The organism is Spirosoma panaciterrae DSM 21099 (genome assembly GCF_000374025.1).
Lineage (GTDB): Bacteria > Bacteroidota > Bacteroidia > Cytophagales > Spirosomataceae > Spirosoma > Spirosoma panaciterrae.
The window spans coordinates 213487-233630 of sequence record NZ_KB893174.1 but is presented as its reverse complement, the minus strand read 5'-3'; the positions used below and the strand labels follow the sequence as shown (position 1 = coordinate 233630).

At 52.8% G+C, this 20144-nt stretch carries 17 protein-coding genes; all 17 read left to right on the top strand.

The genetic code is table 11. The features are described from left to right. Positions 1-46 precede the first annotated feature (46 nt). The 17 genes from B153_RS0106630 (at position 47) to B153_RS0106550 (ending at position 20089) form a co-directional block, all read left to right on the top strand. Positions 47-844: a creatininase family protein gene (locus tag B153_RS0106630; RefSeq protein WP_020595906.1), complete on the top strand. Its 798-nt coding sequence runs from the start codon at positions 47-49 to the stop codon at positions 842-844. Next, complete coding sequence (locus B153_RS0106625; RefSeq protein ID WP_020595905.1) at positions 841-1248, top strand: RidA family protein; 408 nt, start codon at positions 841-843, stop codon at positions 1246-1248. The genes B153_RS0106630 and B153_RS0106625 overlap by 4 nt, the downstream gene beginning before the upstream one ends. Further along, entirely contained in the window at positions 1245-2207 is a 963-nt protein-coding gene (locus B153_RS0106620; RefSeq protein WP_020595904.1) for a 3-hydroxyacyl-CoA dehydrogenase family protein, read from the top strand. Before B153_RS0106625 ends, B153_RS0106620 begins: the two co-directional genes overlap by 4 nt. After that, positions 2204-3337: a mandelate racemase/muconate lactonizing enzyme family protein gene (locus B153_RS0106615; protein ID WP_020595903.1), complete on the top strand. Its 1134-nt coding sequence runs from the start codon at positions 2204-2206 to the stop codon at positions 3335-3337. The genes B153_RS0106620 and B153_RS0106615 overlap by 4 nt, the downstream gene beginning before the upstream one ends. After that, positions 3334-4275, top strand: a complete 942-nt coding sequence (locus B153_RS0106610) for a DMT family transporter (protein WP_020595902.1) — start codon at positions 3334-3336, stop codon at positions 4273-4275. Before B153_RS0106615 ends, B153_RS0106610 begins: the two co-directional genes overlap by 4 nt. Further along, positions 4272-5225, top strand: coding sequence for a dihydrodipicolinate synthase family protein (locus B153_RS0106605; RefSeq protein WP_020595901.1), 954 nt, complete (start codon positions 4272-4274; stop codon positions 5223-5225). The genes B153_RS0106610 and B153_RS0106605 overlap by 4 nt, the downstream gene beginning before the upstream one ends. Before the next feature lie 39 nt (positions 5226-5264). Beyond that, on the top strand, positions 5265-6008 hold the full coding sequence (locus B153_RS0106600) for an SDR family NAD(P)-dependent oxidoreductase (protein WP_020595900.1): 744 nt from the start codon (positions 5265-5267) through the stop codon (positions 6006-6008). A gap of 66 nt (positions 6009-6074) precedes the next feature. After that, entirely contained in the window at positions 6075-8141 is a 2067-nt protein-coding gene (locus B153_RS0106595; RefSeq protein WP_169518471.1) for a family 20 glycosylhydrolase, read from the top strand. A 5-nt stretch (positions 8142-8146) separates the two neighbouring features. Continuing rightward, a complete protein-coding gene (locus B153_RS0106590; protein WP_020595898.1) occupies positions 8147-9229 on the top strand; it encodes a hypothetical protein in 1083 nt (360 codons plus the stop codon). A 52-nt stretch (positions 9230-9281) separates the two neighbouring features. Further along, positions 9282-10703, top strand: a complete 1422-nt coding sequence (locus tag B153_RS0106585; protein WP_020595897.1) for a Gfo/Idh/MocA family protein — start codon at positions 9282-9284, stop codon at positions 10701-10703. A 93-nt stretch (positions 10704-10796) separates the two neighbouring features. Further along, the gene (locus tag B153_RS0106580; RefSeq protein WP_020595896.1) at positions 10797-11807 is read left to right on the top strand and encodes a Gfo/Idh/MocA family protein; all 1011 of its coding nucleotides are present in this window, start codon (positions 10797-10799) and stop codon (positions 11805-11807) included. 18 nt (positions 11808-11825) lie between these two features. Beyond that, complete coding sequence (locus B153_RS0106575) at positions 11826-13241, top strand: DegT/DnrJ/EryC1/StrS family aminotransferase (RefSeq protein WP_026261949.1); 1416 nt, start codon at positions 11826-11828, stop codon at positions 13239-13241. Further along, a complete protein-coding gene (locus B153_RS0106570) occupies positions 13238-14602 on the top strand; it encodes a neutral/alkaline non-lysosomal ceramidase N-terminal domain-containing protein (RefSeq protein ID WP_020595894.1) in 1365 nt (454 codons plus the stop codon). Before B153_RS0106575 ends, B153_RS0106570 begins: the two co-directional genes overlap by 4 nt. Positions 14603-14724: 122 nt before the next feature. Further along, the gene (locus tag B153_RS0106565; protein WP_020595893.1) at positions 14725-16014 is read left to right on the top strand and encodes a hypothetical protein; all 1290 of its coding nucleotides are present in this window, start codon (positions 14725-14727) and stop codon (positions 16012-16014) included. Positions 16015-16026: 12 nt separating this feature from the next. After that, positions 16027-18099 carry a PVC-type heme-binding CxxCH protein gene (locus B153_RS0106560; RefSeq protein ID WP_020595892.1) on the top strand — a complete coding sequence of 691 codons (2073 nt, stop codon included), beginning with the start codon at positions 16027-16029 and terminating at the stop codon, positions 18097-18099. Positions 18100-18322: 223 nt separating this feature from the next. Further along, entirely contained in the window at positions 18323-18694 is a 372-nt protein-coding gene (locus B153_RS0106555) for a high-potential iron-sulfur protein (protein ID WP_020595891.1), read from the top strand. A gap of 27 nt (positions 18695-18721) precedes the next feature. After that, positions 18722-20089, top strand: a complete 1368-nt coding sequence (locus B153_RS0106550; RefSeq protein WP_020595890.1) for a Gfo/Idh/MocA family protein — start codon at positions 18722-18724, stop codon at positions 20087-20089. Positions 20090-20144 lie beyond the last annotated feature (55 nt).

Genomic DNA, 20144 nt, shown 5'->3' with positions numbered 1-20144 from the left:
GGGAAAGCCACTGGAACCGTTGTTAATCGCACAAAACCCATTCAACATGCTGTTTTACGCATCGACATCTCATGACAACCGCACTAAAGCTCAGGATCGGGTCATACTGCTCCCGTTAGGGGCCATCGAGCAGCATGGCCCCCATCTGTCGGTATCGACCGATACCGATATTGTTACCCAGCTCGCTCTGGCAGCCGAAAAAGCCCTGCCTGACACGGTGCTGCTTTGCCCGACCCTACCCTTTGGATCGAGTCATCATCATCTGGCTTTTGGCGGTACAATGAGTCTTGCTCCGGAGCTGTATACGCAGGTAATCATCGATCTGGTGCAATCGCTGGTACTTGGCGGGCATCAGCGTATCGTACTGCTCAACGGGCACGGTGGCAATATAACCCCCGTAAAACAGGCCCTGGCCGTTCTGAGCAAACGCTTCGATGCGAGCCATCAGCCTACCATTGCCCTGGCTACGTACTGGGAATTAGCCGGGCGGGTTTTCGCGGGAGAACTACCCATGGAAAGCCCGGCCCTGAGTCATGCCTGTGAATATGAAACCAGTTTGATGCTGCATCTATTTCCCGAAAAAGTCTGGATAGATCGGGTAGAACGGGCAAGACGACCCGCACGAAATGGATACATTGGCTGGGAAGACGACGAGCCGTATCGGGGTGTAACGGTGTTTAAACAGACTGAATGTATTTCGAGCAATGGCAGCAGTGGTGAACCTCAGCTCGGTACCGCCGAAAAAGGCAAGCATTTGTTCGATCAGGCGCTCGCGGCCCTGGTGCAGTTTCTGGAATCGTTCAAAACCTGGCCTTTATCCGACGACCTAACTACAAAATCATGAGTAAACTGGAAATAAAACACCCGGAAAAAGCGGCCCATACAGGGGCTTATTCGGCTGGGGTACTGGTAGGCGACCTGTTATTTGTGAGCGGCCAGGGGCCGCTTGACTTAGCCACGGGCGAGGTTCGGCACGGCACCATCGAAGAAGAAACCCTCCTGACGCTCTCGCACATTCAAACGATTGTTGAAGCCGCCGGGGGAACCATCGACGACATTGTGAAGTGTACGGTCCATCTGGAAGACATTCGCGAGTTTGACCGCTATGATGCCGCCTATGGCTCTTTCTTCAGGGGTATACGCCCAGCCCGCACCACTGTTCAGTCGGTCCTCTCGGATGGAATCAAGATCGAAATTGATGCCATTGCCCGTATCAGTTCTCCCAACGTTCAACCCAGTGATTTATGAGTTCGAAACTACGCATCGGCACGGTAGGGCTCGGCCTGATGGGCAGCAGTATCGCTACCTGTATTCTGGCGGCTGGTCATGAGGTAACATCGCTGATTAAGGAGATCGGTACCGCCGATGAAGCCCGGGATCGTATTCTGGGGTATTTACACCAACTCGAACGGGAGGGGTTGATTACCGAAACGCCCGAACGGATTATCCAGCGTCTGACCATCACCGACGAGGCTTCGTTGCTAGCCAACCATACCGTTGTGATTGAGTCGATTACCGAAAACCTGGACGAAAAGAAACGACTGTACCGACAACTGGAAACCGTGCTCCCACCTACCGCCATCATCGGCAGTAACACCTCGGCCATTCCGGTATCGGTATTACAGCACGGGCTCGAACACCCCGAACGGCTGCTGGGAATCCACTGGGCAGAACCGGCACACATTACGCGCTTTATGGAGATTATTTGCGGCAACGATTCCGACCTGACCTATGCTTATGAGATGGTGGCTCTGGCAGAAAGCTGGGGCAAGGAACCCTCCTTACTGAGAAAGGACATTCGGGGATTCATCACCAACCGGATCATGTACGCCATGCTGCGGGAAGCTTTTCATCTGGTCGAAAACGGCTACGCCACCATTGAGGATGTAGACCGCTCGCTACGGAATGATTTGGGCTACTGGATCACCTTTGCCGGGCCGTTTCGATTCATGGACTTAACGGGTATTCCGGCTTATCTGACCGTGATGAAAGACCTCTTCCCGGACCTCAGCAACAGCATCGAAACGCCGAAACTGATGGAAGAACTGGTTGCATCGGGGGCGAAAGGCGTGCAGAATGCACAGGGCTTTTACCCCTACACGCCCGAATCGGCCAGAGAGTGGGAAGAGAAGTTCATCGACTTCAGCTACGACATTCGGAAACTTGCCCAAAAACATACGCCCACTTCAGCAAACGAACCCAAATGACCCGCATTCAATCCATAAAGGCTACCGAAGTGATTGTACCGGCCCGACCGGGCAGCCTCAACTCCGATGAAGTCATCGACAGCGATTCGGCCTTTGCCAAAAAATTCCTGACGGGCGAGCGATGGACCGAGTTCGCCAACCAGCCCAAATGGATCATTGAACTCACCCTGGCGAATGGCCTGACCGGAATTGGTGAGACCTACCGGAGCGCATCCGGCGAGTTACTCCACCAGGCCATGCAGGAATTTGTGGGGCAGGATGTGCTAAAACTTAACTGGCGTCGCTTACCCCTTGTGGATCAGCGGATTTATGAAGCATTCGAGTCGGCGGTACTGGATGTTGTCGGTAAGTTGCTCGACGTGCCCGTGTGCCAGCTCCTGGGTGGTTCGTACCGCGATCGGGTAGACTGTTTCGGCTGGACAGGCCGACGAACTCCGGAAGATGCCGCTCAGAAAGCCTACGAAGCCATGCAAAAGGGCCACAAGGCGTTCAAATTCAAGTGTTCCGACGAAGACCCGGTTCGGCTCTGGACAGAAGCGATTCGGGATGTATGTGGCGACGGCATCAAAATCCTGCTCGATCCAAACCAGCGATGGAGCAACGTCGAGACCACCCTGCGGCTGATGGACGGAGTAGACAAAAGCATCATGCTGGGCCTCGAAGACCCGATTTTACATGCCGATGTGGCCGGGTTCAGGTACCTGCGCGAAACGCTGGATATGCCCATGTATCGGCACATTTCCCTACCCTACACACAGGACATTCGCGACATGATTGCCTTTGTTCGGGCCGATGCCGTGGATGGGTATAATTTCAACGGGTCGGCCTACAACTCGGTCCTGCTGGCCGAAGTCGCCTATCTGGAAGGCAAACCCTGCTGGCGGGGTTCGGAAGTAGATTTAGGTATTTCGGAAACAATGGGGTTGCACATTGCCGCAGCCAGTATCAACTGCACCATTCCGTCCGATCTGTTTGGCGAGCTGGTTCGCACCGACGATCTGATTGTCGACCCCATCCGGTTCGAGGATGGAGCGGCCCTGGTGCCTCAAGGCGCGGGACTCGGAATCAAGCTGGATTATACAGCAATGGACACCTTCAAAACCGGAAACACTTTTTTGGTCAGCTTATGAACAAGTCGATTCAGTCGTGGGCTATTCTGTTTTTCTGCAACCTGATCTGGGCCTTTCATTTCACCAGCATCAAACTAACGCAGGATCAGGTCGGGCCGTATTTTACCGTCTGGGCCCCTATGCTGCTGGCCACGATTTTCCTGGGTCCATTTGTGATCCGGGACTTTCGAAAAGGCGGCAAGAAGCTAAAAGATGTTTTGATATTCGTACAGTTGGCCGCCCTGGGGGCTTTCCCTTCGCAGGTGCTGATGACCTGGGGAACGCAATATTCGCTGGCCAGCAATGCGGCTATTCTGGTCATGACCCTGCCCGTGATCACGGCGGTTTTCGCCTTCCTTATTTTGAAGGAAAAAATGAACACCGCCCGATGGATCAGCTTCGCCATTGCCATTATTGGGGTGATTCTGTGCTCAACCGACGACATTAAACGGGTGGATTTAAGTTCACGCTATGCGCTGGGCAACGGATTGATCTTCCTGGCTATTCTGGGCAACGCCTACTACAATGTGGGCTGCAAAAAAGTATCGGGCCAGTACACGGAAATGGAGATGGTTTTTTATACGTATCTGGTCATGTCTATTCTCCTGACGCCCCTGGTGCTGTATTACGAACCGGAGATGTTTTCGAAGGTGCCGAGCTTTACGACCAACACCTGGATCGGCATGATTTCCCTGACGCTGTTCCACAACTTCCTGTCGATGCTCCTGTTTTTCAAGGCGTTGAAAAACCTGGACGCTACCCAGGTCGCTCTATCCAATTACCTCATCACGTTTATGGGGCTGCCCATTGCTGCCATCTGGCTCGGCGAAACCCTGAACCGACAGGCCATCATTGGTGGCATTCTCGTGCTGGCCTCCACCCTCATCCTATCCATTGTCGATAGTAAAGTACAACAAAAAAAAGTAGCTAATATCAATCAAGAACCGGCAAAGTTATGACAAACACAGACAACGAACTGTTTGGCGTAGTACCCATTATCCCAACACCATTCACCGAAAAGGAGGAGATCGACGAAGACGCACTCCGTAGTTTAATCGACTTTGCCATCGACGGTGGTATCAAGGCCGTTTGCCTGCCCGCTTACGCCAGCGAATTTTACAAACTGACCGACGACGAGAAATTGCAGGTGGTTCGGGTGGCCGTAGATCGGGCTGCGGGTCGGTTAAAAATCGTTGCTCAGTCGAACCACCCGTCCCTGAAAGTAGCCATCCGACTCGCGCAGGCGAACGTGCAGGCTGGTGCCGACGTAATCTCGCTGGCGGTACCCCGCATTTTCAGCCTACCCGAAAATGCGTTGAAAGCTTATCTATCGGAGTTTTTGCAGTCGGTTCCGAACACACCCGTTCTGATTCAGGACTTTAACCCCGGCGGTTCATCCATCAGCGTGGGATTCATCAAAGAACTGATGGACGAGAACCCGAATTTCAAATACCTGAAGCTGGAAGAACCCCTGTGTGCTCCGAAGTTTGAACAGATCATTCAGGCCACAAACGATAAAATTGGCCTGTTCGAAGGCTGGGGTGGTCTGTACATGCTCGAACTGGTGCCCATTGGGATTCGGGGTGTAATGCCGGGTCTGGCCGTTGCCGACATTCTGCAAAAGATTTTCACCCTGCGTTCCGGTGGCGAGGATGCCAAAGCGTTCGAGCTGTTTGAGCGGGTAATGCCGCAGATTTTCTTCTCGCTTCAAAACATGGAGTTGTTCCACTACGCCGAGAAAGAGCTGCTGATTGCCCGAGGTGTACTAAGCAACAGCATCGCCCGAAAAGCGGCCTACATCCCCGATCCGTCGTCCATCAGCTACATCCGCGAGTTAAATCAGCGTATTCTCGACATTGTTAACGACGAAAAGTACGCCATCCGTCCGGTAGAGAACAGCCTGTATTAAGTTTTCCCCACTGAAAGCAGATAAAAACAAACACGTATCATGGGAGAATTTAACGGACAGGTCGTACTGATTACCGGGGCCGCATCAGGAATTGGGTTGTCCATCGCACACAAATTACTGACCGAAGGGGCGCAGGTGGGCTTACTCGATTTTAACGAAACAGCCTTAAAACAGGCATTTGAAAAATACGGTCCGGATGCGTTGCTCATCGGCATCGACATTACCGACGAAGCGCGGGTAGCCCAGGCCGTTTCGCAGGTGCACGAACACTTTGGCAAAATCGACGGCCTTATCAATTGTGTTGGGATTACGGGGGTCACAAACGTACAGAGTCATGAGGTAAGCAGCGAAAATCTGCACAAGGTATTCGAAGTCAATTTCATGAGCAGTTTCTACACGTCGAAAGCCGTACTACCTTTCATGCTGGATCGGCAATATGGTCGGATTCTGCACATTGCCTCCATTGCAGGCAAGGAAGGAAACGCGGGTATGCTGGCCTATTCAGCGTCGAAAGCGGCTGTAATCTGCATGGCGAAAGTACAGGGCAAGGAGTATGCCGAACGGGGCATTACCGTCAATGCGCTGGCCCCCGCCGTGATTCAAACGCCACTGGTCGATGCAATGCCTGAGGTACAGGTCAAGTACATGACCGATAAAATTCCCATGAAACGCTGCGGCACCCTCGACGAAGCGGCCAATCTGGCGGCTTATATCGTGTCGCCCAAAAACAGTTTTACAACGGGCTTCACCTTCGATTTATCGGGGGGACGAGCTACTTATTAGGTTGGTTGGATAGAGCGCGGGCTGTTGCTCGCGCCCTTATTTACCCGCCCGACTAACGAGATGATCATGAAAGGCTTTTGGATAACTTGTATCATGCTGTGTGGCTGGTTCAGTGTGGCTACAGCGCAAAAACGCCCTGTTTTACTGCCCGAACCGCAGTCCATCCACTATGGGCAGGGAGCCTTATCCCTACAGAACCTGGCCATTTCCCTATCACCGAAACCCACTGCCGACGTTCTGTTTGCCCTCCACGAACTAACGAAAATCCTGAGCGAACGAAGTGGAAAGGGAATGGAGAAACGCCCGTCGACCAACACGGCTACCATTCGTTATTCCGTTAAAACCCCCGGCCAGGAACTACCCGGCCCCAACGAAGCGGTCAATGGAAATACCCGTGAACACTACGCATTGACCATTAGCCCAACGGGTATCGACATTACCGCCCAAACGTCAGCGGGCCTATATTACGCCGTACAAACGATTCGTCAATTGATTCAGGGACAGGGCCCAAAGGCGTTCCTCCCGTTCGTGACGATAAGCGACCAGCCTAAACTTGCGTATCGGGGTGTCATGATGGATTTTGCGCACGGTGGCTTGCTGACGGTCGATGAAATCAAGAAACAGATCGATTTTCTGGCCCGCTGGAAAACCAATCAATATTACTTCTACAATGAGGTCAGTATCCAACTGAGCGGCTTTCCGACCCTAAACTACAAGGCGAGCTATTCGCAGGCTCAGATCCGATCGATTATTGCCTACGCCCGCGAACGACACATGGACGTAATTCCCTTCGTCAATTTCTACGGGCACCTGCACGAGCTGACTCGCAACGAGAAATATGCATCCCTGGCCATTGGGCACTATGGACATGAACTGGACCCGCGAAACCCTGCCGTCCAGACGCTTCTGAAAGCCTGGATCAAGCAATACACGTCGCTCTTCAGTAGCCCCTTCATCCATGTCGGCTTCGACGAAACCTGGGAAACCAAGCGTCTGGCCAACGCGTCTCCTACGAAGCTTGACCCCGAAGCGCTTTATATTCAGCAGCTCACTTTCGTAAGCAACGAGTTCAAACAATACGGCAAAACGCTGCTGGCCTGGACCGATATGAACGCGTTTTACCCGGCGATTCTGACCAAATTCCCGGCCGATGTGATCCCGGTCATCTGGGAATATTCGCCCGACACAACCGCCATCAACAACTACCTGAACCCGGTTCTGAAGGCGAAGAAGCCCTTTTTCATTCAACCCGCCGTATCGGGTTGGGGACATATTTATCCGGCATCCGATTATACCTACGAAAACATCAACCTCTGCCTGAAAGCGGGTCTCCAACACCATACGCTGGGGTTTATTACATCCGTCTGGACCGATTCAGTCGAGCCGTTCGTCAGGGCATCCTGGCTGTTCATGGCCTATGGCTGTCTGGCGGCCTGGCAGGGCACCGTACCCGACAAATCGACTTTTGTGGAACGGTACAGCGCTGTGGTTTACCCGGCTGCACGGTCGGATATGCAGGCGGCCTTCGGACATTTAGCCACAGCTGGTCAGTACCTCGAAAAATGCCTGGGCAAGAATACCCAGAGTTTACCTCGTGGTACGCTGGTCGAAAGCTGGTCGAATCCCTTTTCAGCGTACTATCTGGCCAATACGGCCGACCATAAGGCCGATTTTGAGCAGGTGCGCTTACACACCGAGGAAGCCCAGGCCCGACTGATCGGCGCACTTCAGCAGGCGGCTCCATCCGACACCAGTTTCATACAGTCGCTGCTGGTATCGGCCCGGTTGATCAACTATTCGGCCAGTCGGTTTTTATGGGCCAAGGCCATTACCGATCGCTGGAACCATGGAATGATGGCCCAACCGAAGGATGATTACGTATTCTATGATCTGACGTATCCCTGCCATAGCCTGCTGGTGGATGCGATGGACGAAACGGGTGAACTCAAACAAGCCTATGCACAAGCCTGGCTCTCGGAGAATTTGCCGTATCGACTAAACACCATGCTGGGTCGGTTCGATCTGGACTTTGGCCTCTGGCGTAAGCTGCATTTGAAATTGCTGGACTATAGGATCCAGAAAAAAACAGAACCTATTCAGTCCTTTGAGCGGATGTTTACTCCAGACTTTTAACCCCCATGAACCCAACCATCCAGTTCCTAAGCCCTATTGATGGCGATATGCTCCATGCCCGCGATGGCCTGACAACGGCCGACGGCCTGGAAATAGACGTACAGGTGTCGGCACCGGCCTCTCATTATCTCACCATCAATGGAATCGGGGCCAACTATGACCGGGGCGTTTTTTCGGGGAAGGTTCGATTACGCCAGTACGCGAATACAATTACCGTCCACAATTGCACCACCACCGAAACCCAGTCGATTCGGGTGTTCTGGCTTCCGAACTTTGCGGGCCATTATCGCCTGTCCATCGACGACAACATCTGGTTTCTGCGGGATATTTATCAGCAGCAGGACAACTACCAATCGCTGTTCGACAACCCGTATCTGGGCTTCTTGAAGCAGGTGCATACGGCCTACGGCACCAAAGTACACCTCAATCTTTTCTACCAGACGGAGGGGTTCAACCTGTCGCAGTTTCCTGAACACTTCAAAGCCGAATGGCAAGCCAATGCCGACTGGCTCCGGCTCAGCTTCCATGCCTGGGGCGAATTTCCTGACAAGCCTTACCAGCAGGCCGGTTATGCGCAGGTGGCCCACGATTGCGCCATCGTCCAGGAACAGATTCAACGGTTTGCAGGTGAGGCCGTTACAGGACCCATAACCACGCTGCATTGGGGTGAGGCTACTGTTGAGGGGTCCCGAGCCCTGCGCGATGCGGGCTACATCGGACAACTGGGCTACTTCAACGTCGATGATGCGTTGCCGCCCGTTTCCTACTACCTCAGCGAACAGCAGCGACGGCATATGAAAAAGCGCTTCGTATGGCACGACAATCAGGAAAACATCACGTTTATCCGAAGCAGCATTGTCATCGACAAAACAGAGCTTCCCGACATTGTTCCCTACCTGGACAGCTATGCAGACAAGCCGTCTGGCCTACCGCCTTTTGTTGATTTACTTGTTCACGAACAATATTTCTACCCTTTCTACGAAGCCTACCAACCCGACTTCCGAAATCGCATACTGACGGCGGTACAATGGGCTACAGATAAGGGATATGCACCCGCCTTTTTGGGCGATTGCCTTTTTGCCGATTAGCGCTGTACTGTAACCGTCTGGTTCGCCATCAAATAGACCTACAAAAACGAACATGGAAAACACCCGAAGAAATTTCTTAAAGACAGCCGGACTCAGTGGGTTAGGACTGGTTGCCGCCAGTCCATTTGCCGCCTACGCCACCTCGCCCGACGAACTGGAAACGATTGGCGAACAGGCCAGCCGAACTCCTCCCCAGGTTTTCAATATGAGTGGTTATGCCGCTCCCAAACTGGATGTGGTGCGCGTTGGCTTTGTAGGCATTGGCAACCGGGGCATGGGAGCCGTTGAACGACTGAATCAAATCGAGGGTGTCGAGATAAAAGCCCTGTGCGACCTTCGGCCTGAACGCGTAAATCTGGCCCTGAAGAAAATAGAAGCAAACGGCCACCGGCCTCAGCTGTATTCAGGAAGTCCCGATGCCTGGAAAAAACTCTGTGAGCGCACCGACCTCGACCTGATCTATATCGTAACCCCCTGGGCCCTGCACACCCCTATTGCGGTGTTTTCCATGAATCATGGCAAGCACGTTTGTGTAGAAGTCCCGGCCGCTAAAACCCTTGAAGAGTGCTGGCAACTGGTCGAAACCTCGGAGCGTACCAAAAAGCACTGCATGATGACCGAAAACTGCTGCTACGATTTCACGGAGTTGCTCACCCTGAATATGGCCCGGCAAGGCTTCTTCGGCGAAATTGTTCATTGCGAAGGGGCCTATATCCATAACCTGCAGGAGTTGATTTTCTCGAAGGAACACTTCTATCAGATGTGGGAACTGGAAGAAATGTACAAACGGGTCGGCAACCTCTATCCTACCCACGGTCTGGGGCCAATCTGCCAAGTGCTGAACATCAACCGGGGCGACCAGATGGATTATTTGATTTCCATGTCGAGCAATGATTTTGTACTCGGCAATATGGCCAGAGAACTGGCCGATAAAGACGCTTTCTACAAGCCGTACGCGGGTAAGTCGTACAACGGCAACATGAGCACGACCACCATCCGAACCAAAAAAGGGAAGACGATTCTGGTACAGTATGATGTATCATCGCCCCGACCCTACTCCCGCGTTCAACTGGTCAGTGGTACCAAAGGCGTTGCGCTGAAATACCCCGAACCCGCCCGCTACTCTACGGGCCACGAGTGGATGACGGAAAAAGAGATCAAAACGCTGGAAGAAAAATACATGCCACCGATTGTGAAGAAAATGGGTGAAATCGCCAAAAATGTGGGCGGTCACGGCGGTATGGATTTTCTGATGGACTGGCGCACCATCGACTGCCTGCGGAATGGCCTCCCCCTCGATCAGGACGTGTACGATGCTGCTTTATGGAGTTCGGTGGGGCCTTTGAGTGCCTGGTCGGTAGCGCACCGTTCCAACTCGATTGATGTACCGGACTTTACGGGCGGGTCCTGGCAGAAAAACAAACCCGTCGACATTTCGATGACCAAAGGTGGAACTACACAGGCAAAAGTCTAATTTGATCAATCACTGATTTTCAGGCCGCTCTGCGCCCGAACAGTAGCAATCGATTCCATTGCCTTTGTGTGTAAATGCGCAAATCCTAAAGCTATGACCCCATCAACATCCAGTCGAAGATTCTTTTTAAAACAGACCTCGCAGGGCTGTGCGGCTTTGCTGCTGGCCCCTACGCTGCTTCAGGCCCAACAGTTAGTCGCTGCGGGTAAACGAGTGGGAATAATCGGGTTAGACACGTCGCACAGTACTGCCTTCGTCAAAGCTCTCAACAGTCCCGACGCCAATAGCAGTTTTCTGGGCTACAAAGTCGTAGCGGCTTATCCGCAGGGTAGCAAAGACATCGAAAGCAGTACATCGCGCGTACCGGCCTATACCGAAGAGGTAAAAAAACAGGGCGTCGAAATCGTCGATTCGATCAGGGATCTGCTCAAAAAAGTGGATGTGGTCTTGCTGGAAACCAACGATGGGCGATTGCATCTGGAACAAGCCCTTCAGGTGCTGAAAGCCGGGAAACGGGTCTTTATCGACAAACCCGTTGCGGCTTCGCTGACCGATGTGCTCGCCATTTATGAGGCTTCTAAACAGTACAATATTCCACTTTTCTCGGCCTCATCGCTCCGGCACATCAAAGGCATCGGAAAAGTAGAAAAGAGCAAGGTCGTGGGGGCCGATACCTTTAGTCCGGCGGTGCTTGAAAAGACCCACCCCGATTTTTTCTGGTACGGCATTCATGGGGTAGAAACGTTGTATACGGTGATGGGTACGGGCTGCAAACAGGTGGTCCGCGTACATACCGATGGCACCGACATCCTGGTAGGCACCTGGACCGATGGGCGCGTAGGAACCGTTCGCGGTACCCGAACGGGCAAGCACGACTACGGCGGTACGGTGTTCACCCAAACAGGCAATCTGGTGTTGGGCCCTTATGGTGGCTATGAGCCTCTCCTACAAGACATTATCCACTATTACGAAACGGGCGAAGTTCCCGTTACCCCCGAAGAAACCATCGAAATTTTTGCCTTTATGGAAGCCGCCGACGAAAGCAAACGTCGTGGAGGGGCTGCCGTTACCCTCGAAAGTGTCCTGTCTAAAGCGAAAAAATAACCGCATCCACCGAATCGTATGTCACAGTCTAACGTCTCACGAAGAGAGTTTTTAAAGCGAAACTCATTGACGGGTCTGGGGGCCATGCTACCGGCTTCGTTACTTTCCGATGCCTCGGCGCTGGCTTCCAGCCCGCCAACGCATCTTCCCCCCCCATCGTCTCCGTTTTCGCTGGCAGAGCCCCCTGCTTTATTGGGTGGGAAACCCGTTCGAACGGCCGAGTGGCCCACCTGGCCCCTGTGGAAACCGAAGCAGGACGAAAAACAGTTGCTGGAAGTAATTCGTAGTGGCATCTGGTCAAGAGCCAATGTCGTGAGTGAATTTGAAGCCAAATGGGCCGCTACATTGGGGGTCAAGCGGTCGCTGGCCGTTGTCAATGGTACCAACGCCATCATGACTTCCCTGGATCAACTGAATATCCGTGGGGGCGATGAAGTTCTGGTTCCCCCCTATACGTTTATCGGAACGGTAGCCCCCGTACTGGCAACGGGAGCCATGCCCATATTCGTCGATGTTGATCCCGAAACGTTTCAGATCGACCCGGCCAAGATCGAGGCCAAGATTACTCCGCGAACCAGAGCGATTATTCCGGTACATATTCTGGGCTTACCGGCCAATATGCCCCAGATTCTGGCTATTGCCAAAAAGCACAATCTGGTTGTCATTGAGGATGCCTGTCAGGCGCATCTGGCTGAAATCAATCACCAGAAAGTCGGTACGTTTGGGCATGCGGGTTGTTTCAGTTTCCAGAACTCCAAGAACCTGGCCATTGGCGAAGGAGGTGCCATTGTCAGCAACGACGATGCCTTTATGGACCGTTGTTTCTCGTACCACAACTACGGCAATCCCTACGGTATGCTTTCGGGAGTGATTGGCGCAGGAACCGTCATTCAGGGCACAAAACTCCGATTAACCGAGTATCAGGCAGCCATTGGGCTGGCCCAACTTAAACGACTCGATGCCGAAACTACCACCCGAAATACGAATGCCGCTTATCTGAAAGCCAAAATCAAAAGCATTCCGGGTGTTGTTCCCTATAAACTTTACGATACTGTAACCCGGGCCGCTTTCCATCTTTTCCCATTTCGTTATCAGAAAGAAGCCTTCAAGGGTTTGTCGCGCGAGGTGTTTCTAAAAGCACTAACGGCGGAGGGAATTCCCTGTTCAAAAGGGTACGCCACGCTGAACAACATGCCCTACCTCAACGACGCGTTCCAGTCGAAAAATTTCCAGAAAATGTACCCCAAGTCGATGCTGAACTTCAAGACCTATGTTGAGCAGAACCATTGTCCGCAAAACGACCGGCTTTGCAACGAAGAGGCCGTCTGGTTCACGCAAAATATGCTGCTGGGGACGCAAGCCGACATGGATAGCATTGCCAACGCCATCGAAAAAATTCACACCCACGCCGATAAACTGCTGAGTCAGAAATGAGGAACCGATTGAGGTTTGTATGGTTTGTGTGGCTGGGACTTTTGATTCCCGGCTACGTTTTGGCCGATGGCTGGAAAGCGGGTACGGCCAGCGTAGTCATCACGCCTAAAGAACCGCTATGGCAGGCGGGTTATGCCTCTCGTACCCACGCTGCCGACGGGAAACTGCACGATTTATGGGCCAAAGCCCTGGCGCTGGAGGATGATGCCGGAAACAGAGCCGTTCTGGTGACGACCGATATGCTAGGCTTCCCCAAAGCCATGTCGGACCGGATTCGCGAACGCCTGAACGGTCAGTTCCGCCTAACCAAAGCGCAGATCATTCTCAACAGTTCGCATACGCATTCCGGGCCTGTTCTCGACAATGCCCTTCAGGACATTTACCCCCTCGACGCCGGGGAACAGGGCAAAATTGATTGGTATTCGCGCTGGCTGGAAACGCAGATCGTGACGCTGGTGGATCAGGCATTCCAAAAACTGGAACCCGTTTCTTTATTCGCCCAAAATGGGGTCACTCGCTTTCAGGTGAACCGACGAAACAACAAAGAAGGTGCGCTGCTGGAACAAACGGAACTGAAAGGGCCCAACGACTATGCCGTTCCGGTAATCAAGATCCTCAATACCAGCGGGAAACTCAAAACGGTGGTATTCGGATACGCCTGTCACCCTACCGTACTCGACCTCTACCAATGGTCAGGCGATTACGCAGGTTTTGCCCAACTGGAGCTGGAGAAAGCGCACCCTGGCCTAACGGCCCTGTTTTTTCAGGGGGCTGCCGGCGATCAGAACCCTCTCCCCCGCCGTACCATACCGCTGGCCCGTCAGTATGGGCAGGAACTGGCCGCAGCCGTAGAACGGGTACTCAGTGAACCCATGCGGGACCTGACACCACAGCTACGAACGGCCTACTCCGAAATTCTGCTCCCCCTTTCGGCTCCCCCATCCGAAGCTGAATTAACAATGACGATTCAGGAAAACGAAGGGTATCTTAAACGCTGGGCTACCCGAATGCTGGCCGAAAAGAAGCAGGGCAAAGCCTTTATCCGTCATTATCCGTATCCGTTACAGGTATGGCAATTGGGCAGTCAACCCATCCTGAGCTTTGGGGGCGAACTGGTCATCCAGTATACCATCGACTGCAAAAAACGCTTTGGGCCCGACATTTTTGTGATGGGCTATTCCAATGATGTGATGGGCTACATCCCCTCAACGACCATTTTGCAGGAAGGAGGTTATGAAGGCGCTTCATCGCAGATGGTGTATGGCCTCCCCAGCATCTGGGCACCCGAAGTCCCAACCCTGATTTACCAGGAGATAAACCGTCTGGCCGAACAGGTGGGTATACCCCTTAAATCCCAATAGAACGCAGTTTTTTTGTCATGCTGACGCAGGAAGCATCTTAAGGATTGCCTACCTGAGAACCTGGAAATTTTAAGATGCTTCCTGCATAAGCATGACAAAAAACGGCTCATAATACCAACGGCATGAATCCTCCAACTATTGACGTGTTAACCGCTACATCCTACTACTCAGGTTTCCCACTGGCGCACGATACCTATAATGCCATTACCGCTGCCAGCAACGGAAAAATCTACTACGTGCTCTGCTCCGAATCGTACGAGCAGGGTGGCCAGCTCTATGTCTATGACCCGGTAACAGACACGACCGAATGGCTGGCCGACCTAACCGACATCTGTGGTGAAACGTCAGCCAATGCCATTCCCCAGGGCAAAAGTCACGTTCGTTTTTACGAGAGCAACGGCAAGCTCTATTTCGCAACCCACATCGGTGTCTATGAAATGATCGACGGGATGGAGCGATTACCGCAAAACGCACCCGGCGGCAAAGCCCTGTATCCTGGCGGCCATTTTGTTTCTTACGACCTAACCACAGATACGTTCGAAAATCTGGCCCTTGCGCCCGAAGGCGAAGGCATTCTCACCATGACCATCGACAGGGAGCGCGGGTATTTATACGGCATTACCTGGCCACTGGGGTATTTCATTCAGTATGATTGTCAGGCAAAAACGCTCAAAACCATCGGTCTTGTTTCGGCAAAAGGAGAAGCGGGCATTCCGGGCGATGACTACCGGGTTCTGTGCCGCTCCATGTTTGTGGACCCACGCGATGGCGCAGTCTATCTCTCGACATCGGAAGGCAACATTTTCAGCTATCAACCGGATACCGAACAGCTAAGCCAACTTGCCGATGTCGATTTGCGGCTCGATTATTTTGGGCGTTACGACCCAACACATCCCGGGAGCATGGGCTACAACTGGCGAAAAATCTTCTGGTATGCTCCCGAAGAAGTGGCTTATGGCATCCACGGTAATTCGGGGTATCTATTCAAGTTCGATCCCCGTCAGCAGCGAGTTGAACTTGTGGAGCGGTTGACCTCGGAGCCATCTCGTAAAAGCGGCATGTTCGACCAGTTCAGCTATGGCTATCTGGGCTTCCAGTTGGGACCCGACCAGGAGACGATTTATTACCTCACGGGTGGCCCAATCTATATAGATGGCAAACGGGTAAAGGGCGAAGAGCAGATTGCCAAAGGTGCGGCCAAAGGGCTTGAAAACTTACACCTGATCACCTTCCATATTCCGAGTCAGTCTTACACCGACCACGGCCCCATTTTTTATGCCGACGGGGCCCGGCCTACCTATGTCAATTCGCTGGCAATCGGTGCCGACGGGTCGGTCTATACGCTGGCCCGATTTGACCACGACGGGCACGAAATTCAGGATCTGATTAAAATTCCGGCTGTGTTTTCATAACACCCTGACGACATGACTTCAATCAACAACCGATTCAGGCAAACAGCCTACCTCCTGGCTACAGGACTATGCGTTTCCTGCTCGCATTACAAAGAAGCCCTTACCCCCGAAGAAGCCCTCAAAAGTTTTACGATGAAGGACGATCGGCTGGGGGTTTCGATCTTTGCCGCCGAACCGCAGGTGCTTGACCCAGTGGAGATGGTGTTTGATGAAGACGGCAACGCATTCGTGGTCGAAATGCCGGATTACCCAGCCAAGCCCGACGATGGTTCGTTGGGAGGGGCCATCCGAATGCTGACCGATACCAATGGCGATGGCCGGATGGATTCGGTAACGGTATTCGCGGATCATCTTTCCGAAGCCACCAGCATTTTACCCTGGCAGGGTGGGTTGCTGGTAGCAGCCGCCCCCAACATTATGTTCCTCAAAGACACCACGGGCGACCACCGGGCGGATGTTAAGGAAATCCTGTTCACTGGTTTTTTTGCCGACAATTCCGAAGCCCAGATCACCAACCTTCGTTATAGCGTCGACAACTGGATTTATGCGTCCAATACAGGCCGGGAGGGCGAAATACGCTTTACCCGAAACCCCAACGCCAAGCCCGTTTCGGTGAAAGGGGGCGACTTCCGGTTTCGATTAGATCGGGGCCAGTTCGAAGTTGAATCCAGTTCAGGGCAGTTTGGGCTGGCTATCGACGACTGGGGCAATCGGTTCTTCACCGAAAACAGTCTGCACGTACAGCAGGCCCCTATTCCGGCTCGGTATCTGTATCGCCAGAAGCATCTGCCCCCCACGGAGCCGACGGTCAATATCTCCGACCATGACCCGATTATGCATCAGGAAACCCCCGCTCCCTATTGGCGGCAGGAACGCACCAAACGTCGAAATGCGCAGTTTAAGGAAGCAAAACTAGACCGTCACGAATACGCCGACGACCATTTTACGGGGGCATCGGGTGGTACATATTATGGAGGTAATGGATTACCCAACGATTATTACGGCTCGATCTTTACGGGCGAAGTAGCGGGTAATCTTATCCACCGCGACGTATTGAAACGTTCAGCCAATAGCCCTCGCTTTATAGCCCAGCGAAGCAACGGCGAAACCGATCATGAGTTTCTGGCGTCAACCGATCCCTGGTTTCGGCCCGTCAACTTCACCGTTGGTCCCGATGGCGCTTTATATGTGATCGACATGTATCGGCAGCACATCGAAACCCCCACGGCCATTCCCGACGATCTGAAAGAAGACATGGACTTTCGGAACGGCAGTAAATTGGGCCGCATCTATCGGATAGCCGCCAAAACCAGTAAACCAGCCGCCATCCAACCCAATCTCAGACGTAAAACGAGTAGCGAACTGGTTGCCTTACTGGCCCATCCGAATCAATGGTGGCGGCTACAGGCCCAGCGGCTCCTGCTCGAAAAACAGGACAAAACGATCATTCCGGCCGTTCAGCAGCTATTCGTCAACCCTACCGACCCACGTGCTCGTCTGCACGCTTTTTTTGTGCTGGAAGGACTGAACGCGCTGGATACCCGTCTGGTCAAACAGGCTATGCAGGATACCCAGTCCGACATTCGGGCGTATGGGGTCATGCTGGCCGAGCGGTTTTCAGACTGCCTGCCCCAGCTTATCGATAAAGCCAACGACCCCTCGTTGCCCGTTGTGTTTCAGGCCGCCCTTAGCCTGGGACAATTTCCGGCCCAACAGGTCGCACCGGCCTTGGCGGGTATACTTGAGAAGTACGGCAAAGACCACTGGTTCCGAACGGCAGTCCTCAGCTCCGACGCCGGTTCTTCCGTCGAACTTGCTCGCCAGTTGGCCGAAAGCGCCTACTTCAACTCTGCCAGTCCCGAAAAGGATACACTCTTAACAGACCTGGCTTTTATAGTAGGCTCCCGAAATCGCAAAGGGGAAGCCGTTCAATTGTTGAGCTTATTCAGTAACCAGCCTCATTGGCAACAGGTAGCCTTCACGGGTCTCACTGCTGGGGCAAAATCGTCGGGAGCCATTCTGGACGACCGCTTGAAACGTATGGTAGCCATCAAATCGGAACAAATTAAGAAGAGACTTGGATGATGATTTCGATTTATCGTGATGTCAGTTTCTTAAAACTGACACAGTAGGTTTCTTAAAACCTACTGGATAGATCGCATCCTCGGTTTGTGTCCTCACAGACCGCTTTGACCGAGGCTGATTTACAGGCGTTCTGTGAGGACACAGACCAAGGCTACAGTAGTATAGTACTCCGGGGAGCCGTCAGGCTAATTAATAGTACACGAAAACAAAATACTCCTACCAAATGAACCCAATTACTAAACCCCAACGCTACTCCCGACGACAATTTATTGGCAAATCCATTTTTTCGGGTTCAGCGGCTTTCGCATTGCCACTTTTACTGAGTAGGTGCCAATCCAAAACGTCTTCAGAACAAGAGGGCAACAAAGCGGCTGTCGATCCCTGCAATGATTTTTCGGGCGTTGCGGAGGCCGATCTGAAAACCCGAAAAAAACTGGGTTATGTGAACCCGTCTCCCCGGCCAGAATCGAAGTGCGGCAACTGTAATTTATGGTTACCTCCTAAAGAGGGCCAGCGTTGTGGTTCGTGTATGCTGTTCAAAGGCCCGGTTTATACAACAGGTTATTGCACCTATTGGGCTCCTCAAGGTAAGTAGCATCTGATTACCCCTAAAATCAATACCATGAAAAACACGAAAAATAACCTGACGGCCAACTCCCGTCGGGATTTTGTTAAACAGACGATTATCGGCACCGCAGCTTTGTCTGTTGGGGGTGTACTGCCGGGTATTAGCCCCAAGAGTTACGGGCGAATTCTGGGAGCCAATGAAAAAGTGCGGGTTGGGGTCATGGGGGTAAACAGTCGGGGGCTGGCTTTGTCGAGCAATTATGCCTTGCAACCCAATTGCGAAGTGGTCACGATCTGTGATGTCGATTCAAGGGCCGCCGACAAATGCATAACCACGGTAGAAGGCATTCAGAAGGCAAAGCCGAAGAACCAACCCGATTTCAGAAAGGCGCTCGAAGATAAAGACATGGACGCCCTCGTTATTGCGGCACCCGACCATTGGCACGCTCCGGCGGCTATTCTGGCCTCGAAAGCGGGTAAGCACGTGTATCTCGAAAAGCCCTGTAGCCACAACCCACATGAGGGCGAGTTGCTGGTAGCCGTGGCGGCTAAGTACAAAAACGTTATCCAGATGGGTAACCAGCGCCGTTCGTGGCCGAATGTGAAACTGGCCATAGAGGACATCAAAAACGGAGCCATTGGTCGGCCTTACTTTGCAAAAGGCTGGTACACCAACAATCGGGCAACGATTGGCATCGGCAAACCTACGTCGGTTCCCGCCTGGCTGAACTATGACTTATGGCAGGGACCCGCTCCCCGACGGGCCTACAAAGACAACGTTATTCACTACAACTGGCACTGGTTCTGGCATTGGGGTACAGGCGAAGCCCTGAACAACGGTACGCACATGCTCGACCTGATGCGCTGGGGACTGGATGTCGAATACCCCAACAAAGTGACCTCGCTGGGTGGCCGTTATCGGTATAAAGACGATTGGGAAACGCCCGATACGCAGGTCATTAACCTGACCTTCAACAACAACACGGCCATGACCTGGGAAGGCCGAAGCTGCAATGGCCGAACCGTTGAGGAGAGCGATGTAGGCGTTACATTCTATGGTGAAACGGGCTCGCTCCAATACGGCGGTGGCAATGCCTATAAAATCTTTGACCTCGACAACAAGTTGGTGAAGGATGTGAAAAACGACCTACCCATCGACCCACGCAACAAAATGAATCCATCACAGGCCCTGGACGCTACCCACCTTCAGAATTTCGTGGCAGCCATCAAGACAGGGGCTCCTCTGGCGTCGGGTATTGTGGGTGGTCACCAGAGCACGCTGCTGTGTCAACTGGGCAACATCTCTCTTCGTTCTGGTGATGCCCTGGACATCGACCCGGCCAACGGGCACATTCTGAACAACAAAAACGCGATGAAATACTGGAAACGCGAGTATGAGAAAGGCTGGGAGCCAACGCTGTAACGTGGGCAACGATTCTCCATTTTCAGATGCACCGTCGCGGGTTTCCACCTGCCTT

Excerpts from the sequence above, each read along its gene's own strand:
- B153_RS0106630 (WP_020595906.1), top strand. The coding sequence starts at position 47 with ATGCTGTTTTACGCATCGACATCTCATGACAACCGCACTAAAGCTCAG.
- B153_RS0106625 (WP_020595905.1), top strand. The coding sequence starts at position 841 with ATGAGTAAACTGGAAATAAAACACCCGGAAAAAGCGGCCCATACAGGG.
- B153_RS0106620 (WP_020595904.1), top strand. The coding sequence starts at position 1,245 with ATGAGTTCGAAACTACGCATCGGCACGGTAGGGCTCGGCCTGATGGGC.
- B153_RS0106615 (WP_020595903.1), top strand. The coding sequence starts at position 2,204 with ATGACCCGCATTCAATCCATAAAGGCTACCGAAGTGATTGTACCGGCC.
- B153_RS0106610 (WP_020595902.1), top strand. The coding sequence starts at position 3,334 with ATGAACAAGTCGATTCAGTCGTGGGCTATTCTGTTTTTCTGCAACCTG.
- B153_RS0106605 (WP_020595901.1), top strand. The coding sequence starts at position 4,272 with ATGACAAACACAGACAACGAACTGTTTGGCGTAGTACCCATTATCCCA.
- B153_RS0106600 (WP_020595900.1), top strand. The coding sequence starts at position 5,265 with ATGGGAGAATTTAACGGACAGGTCGTACTGATTACCGGGGCCGCATCA.
- B153_RS0106595 (WP_169518471.1), top strand. The coding sequence starts at position 6,075 with ATGAAAGGCTTTTGGATAACTTGTATCATGCTGTGTGGCTGGTTCAGT.
- B153_RS0106590 (WP_020595898.1), top strand. The coding sequence starts at position 8,147 with ATGAACCCAACCATCCAGTTCCTAAGCCCTATTGATGGCGATATGCTC.
- B153_RS0106585 (WP_020595897.1), top strand. The coding sequence starts at position 9,282 with ATGGAAAACACCCGAAGAAATTTCTTAAAGACAGCCGGACTCAGTGGG.
- B153_RS0106580 (WP_020595896.1), top strand. The coding sequence starts at position 10,797 with ATGACCCCATCAACATCCAGTCGAAGATTCTTTTTAAAACAGACCTCG.
- B153_RS0106575 (WP_026261949.1), top strand. The coding sequence starts at position 11,826 with ATGTCACAGTCTAACGTCTCACGAAGAGAGTTTTTAAAGCGAAACTCA.
- B153_RS0106570 (WP_020595894.1), top strand. The coding sequence starts at position 13,238 with ATGAGGAACCGATTGAGGTTTGTATGGTTTGTGTGGCTGGGACTTTTG.
- B153_RS0106565 (WP_020595893.1), top strand. The coding sequence starts at position 14,725 with ATGAATCCTCCAACTATTGACGTGTTAACCGCTACATCCTACTACTCA.
- B153_RS0106560 (WP_020595892.1), top strand. The coding sequence starts at position 16,027 with ATGACTTCAATCAACAACCGATTCAGGCAAACAGCCTACCTCCTGGCT.
- B153_RS0106555 (WP_020595891.1), top strand. The coding sequence starts at position 18,323 with ATGAACCCAATTACTAAACCCCAACGCTACTCCCGACGACAATTTATT.
- B153_RS0106550 (WP_020595890.1), top strand. The coding sequence starts at position 18,722 with ATGAAAAACACGAAAAATAACCTGACGGCCAACTCCCGTCGGGATTTT.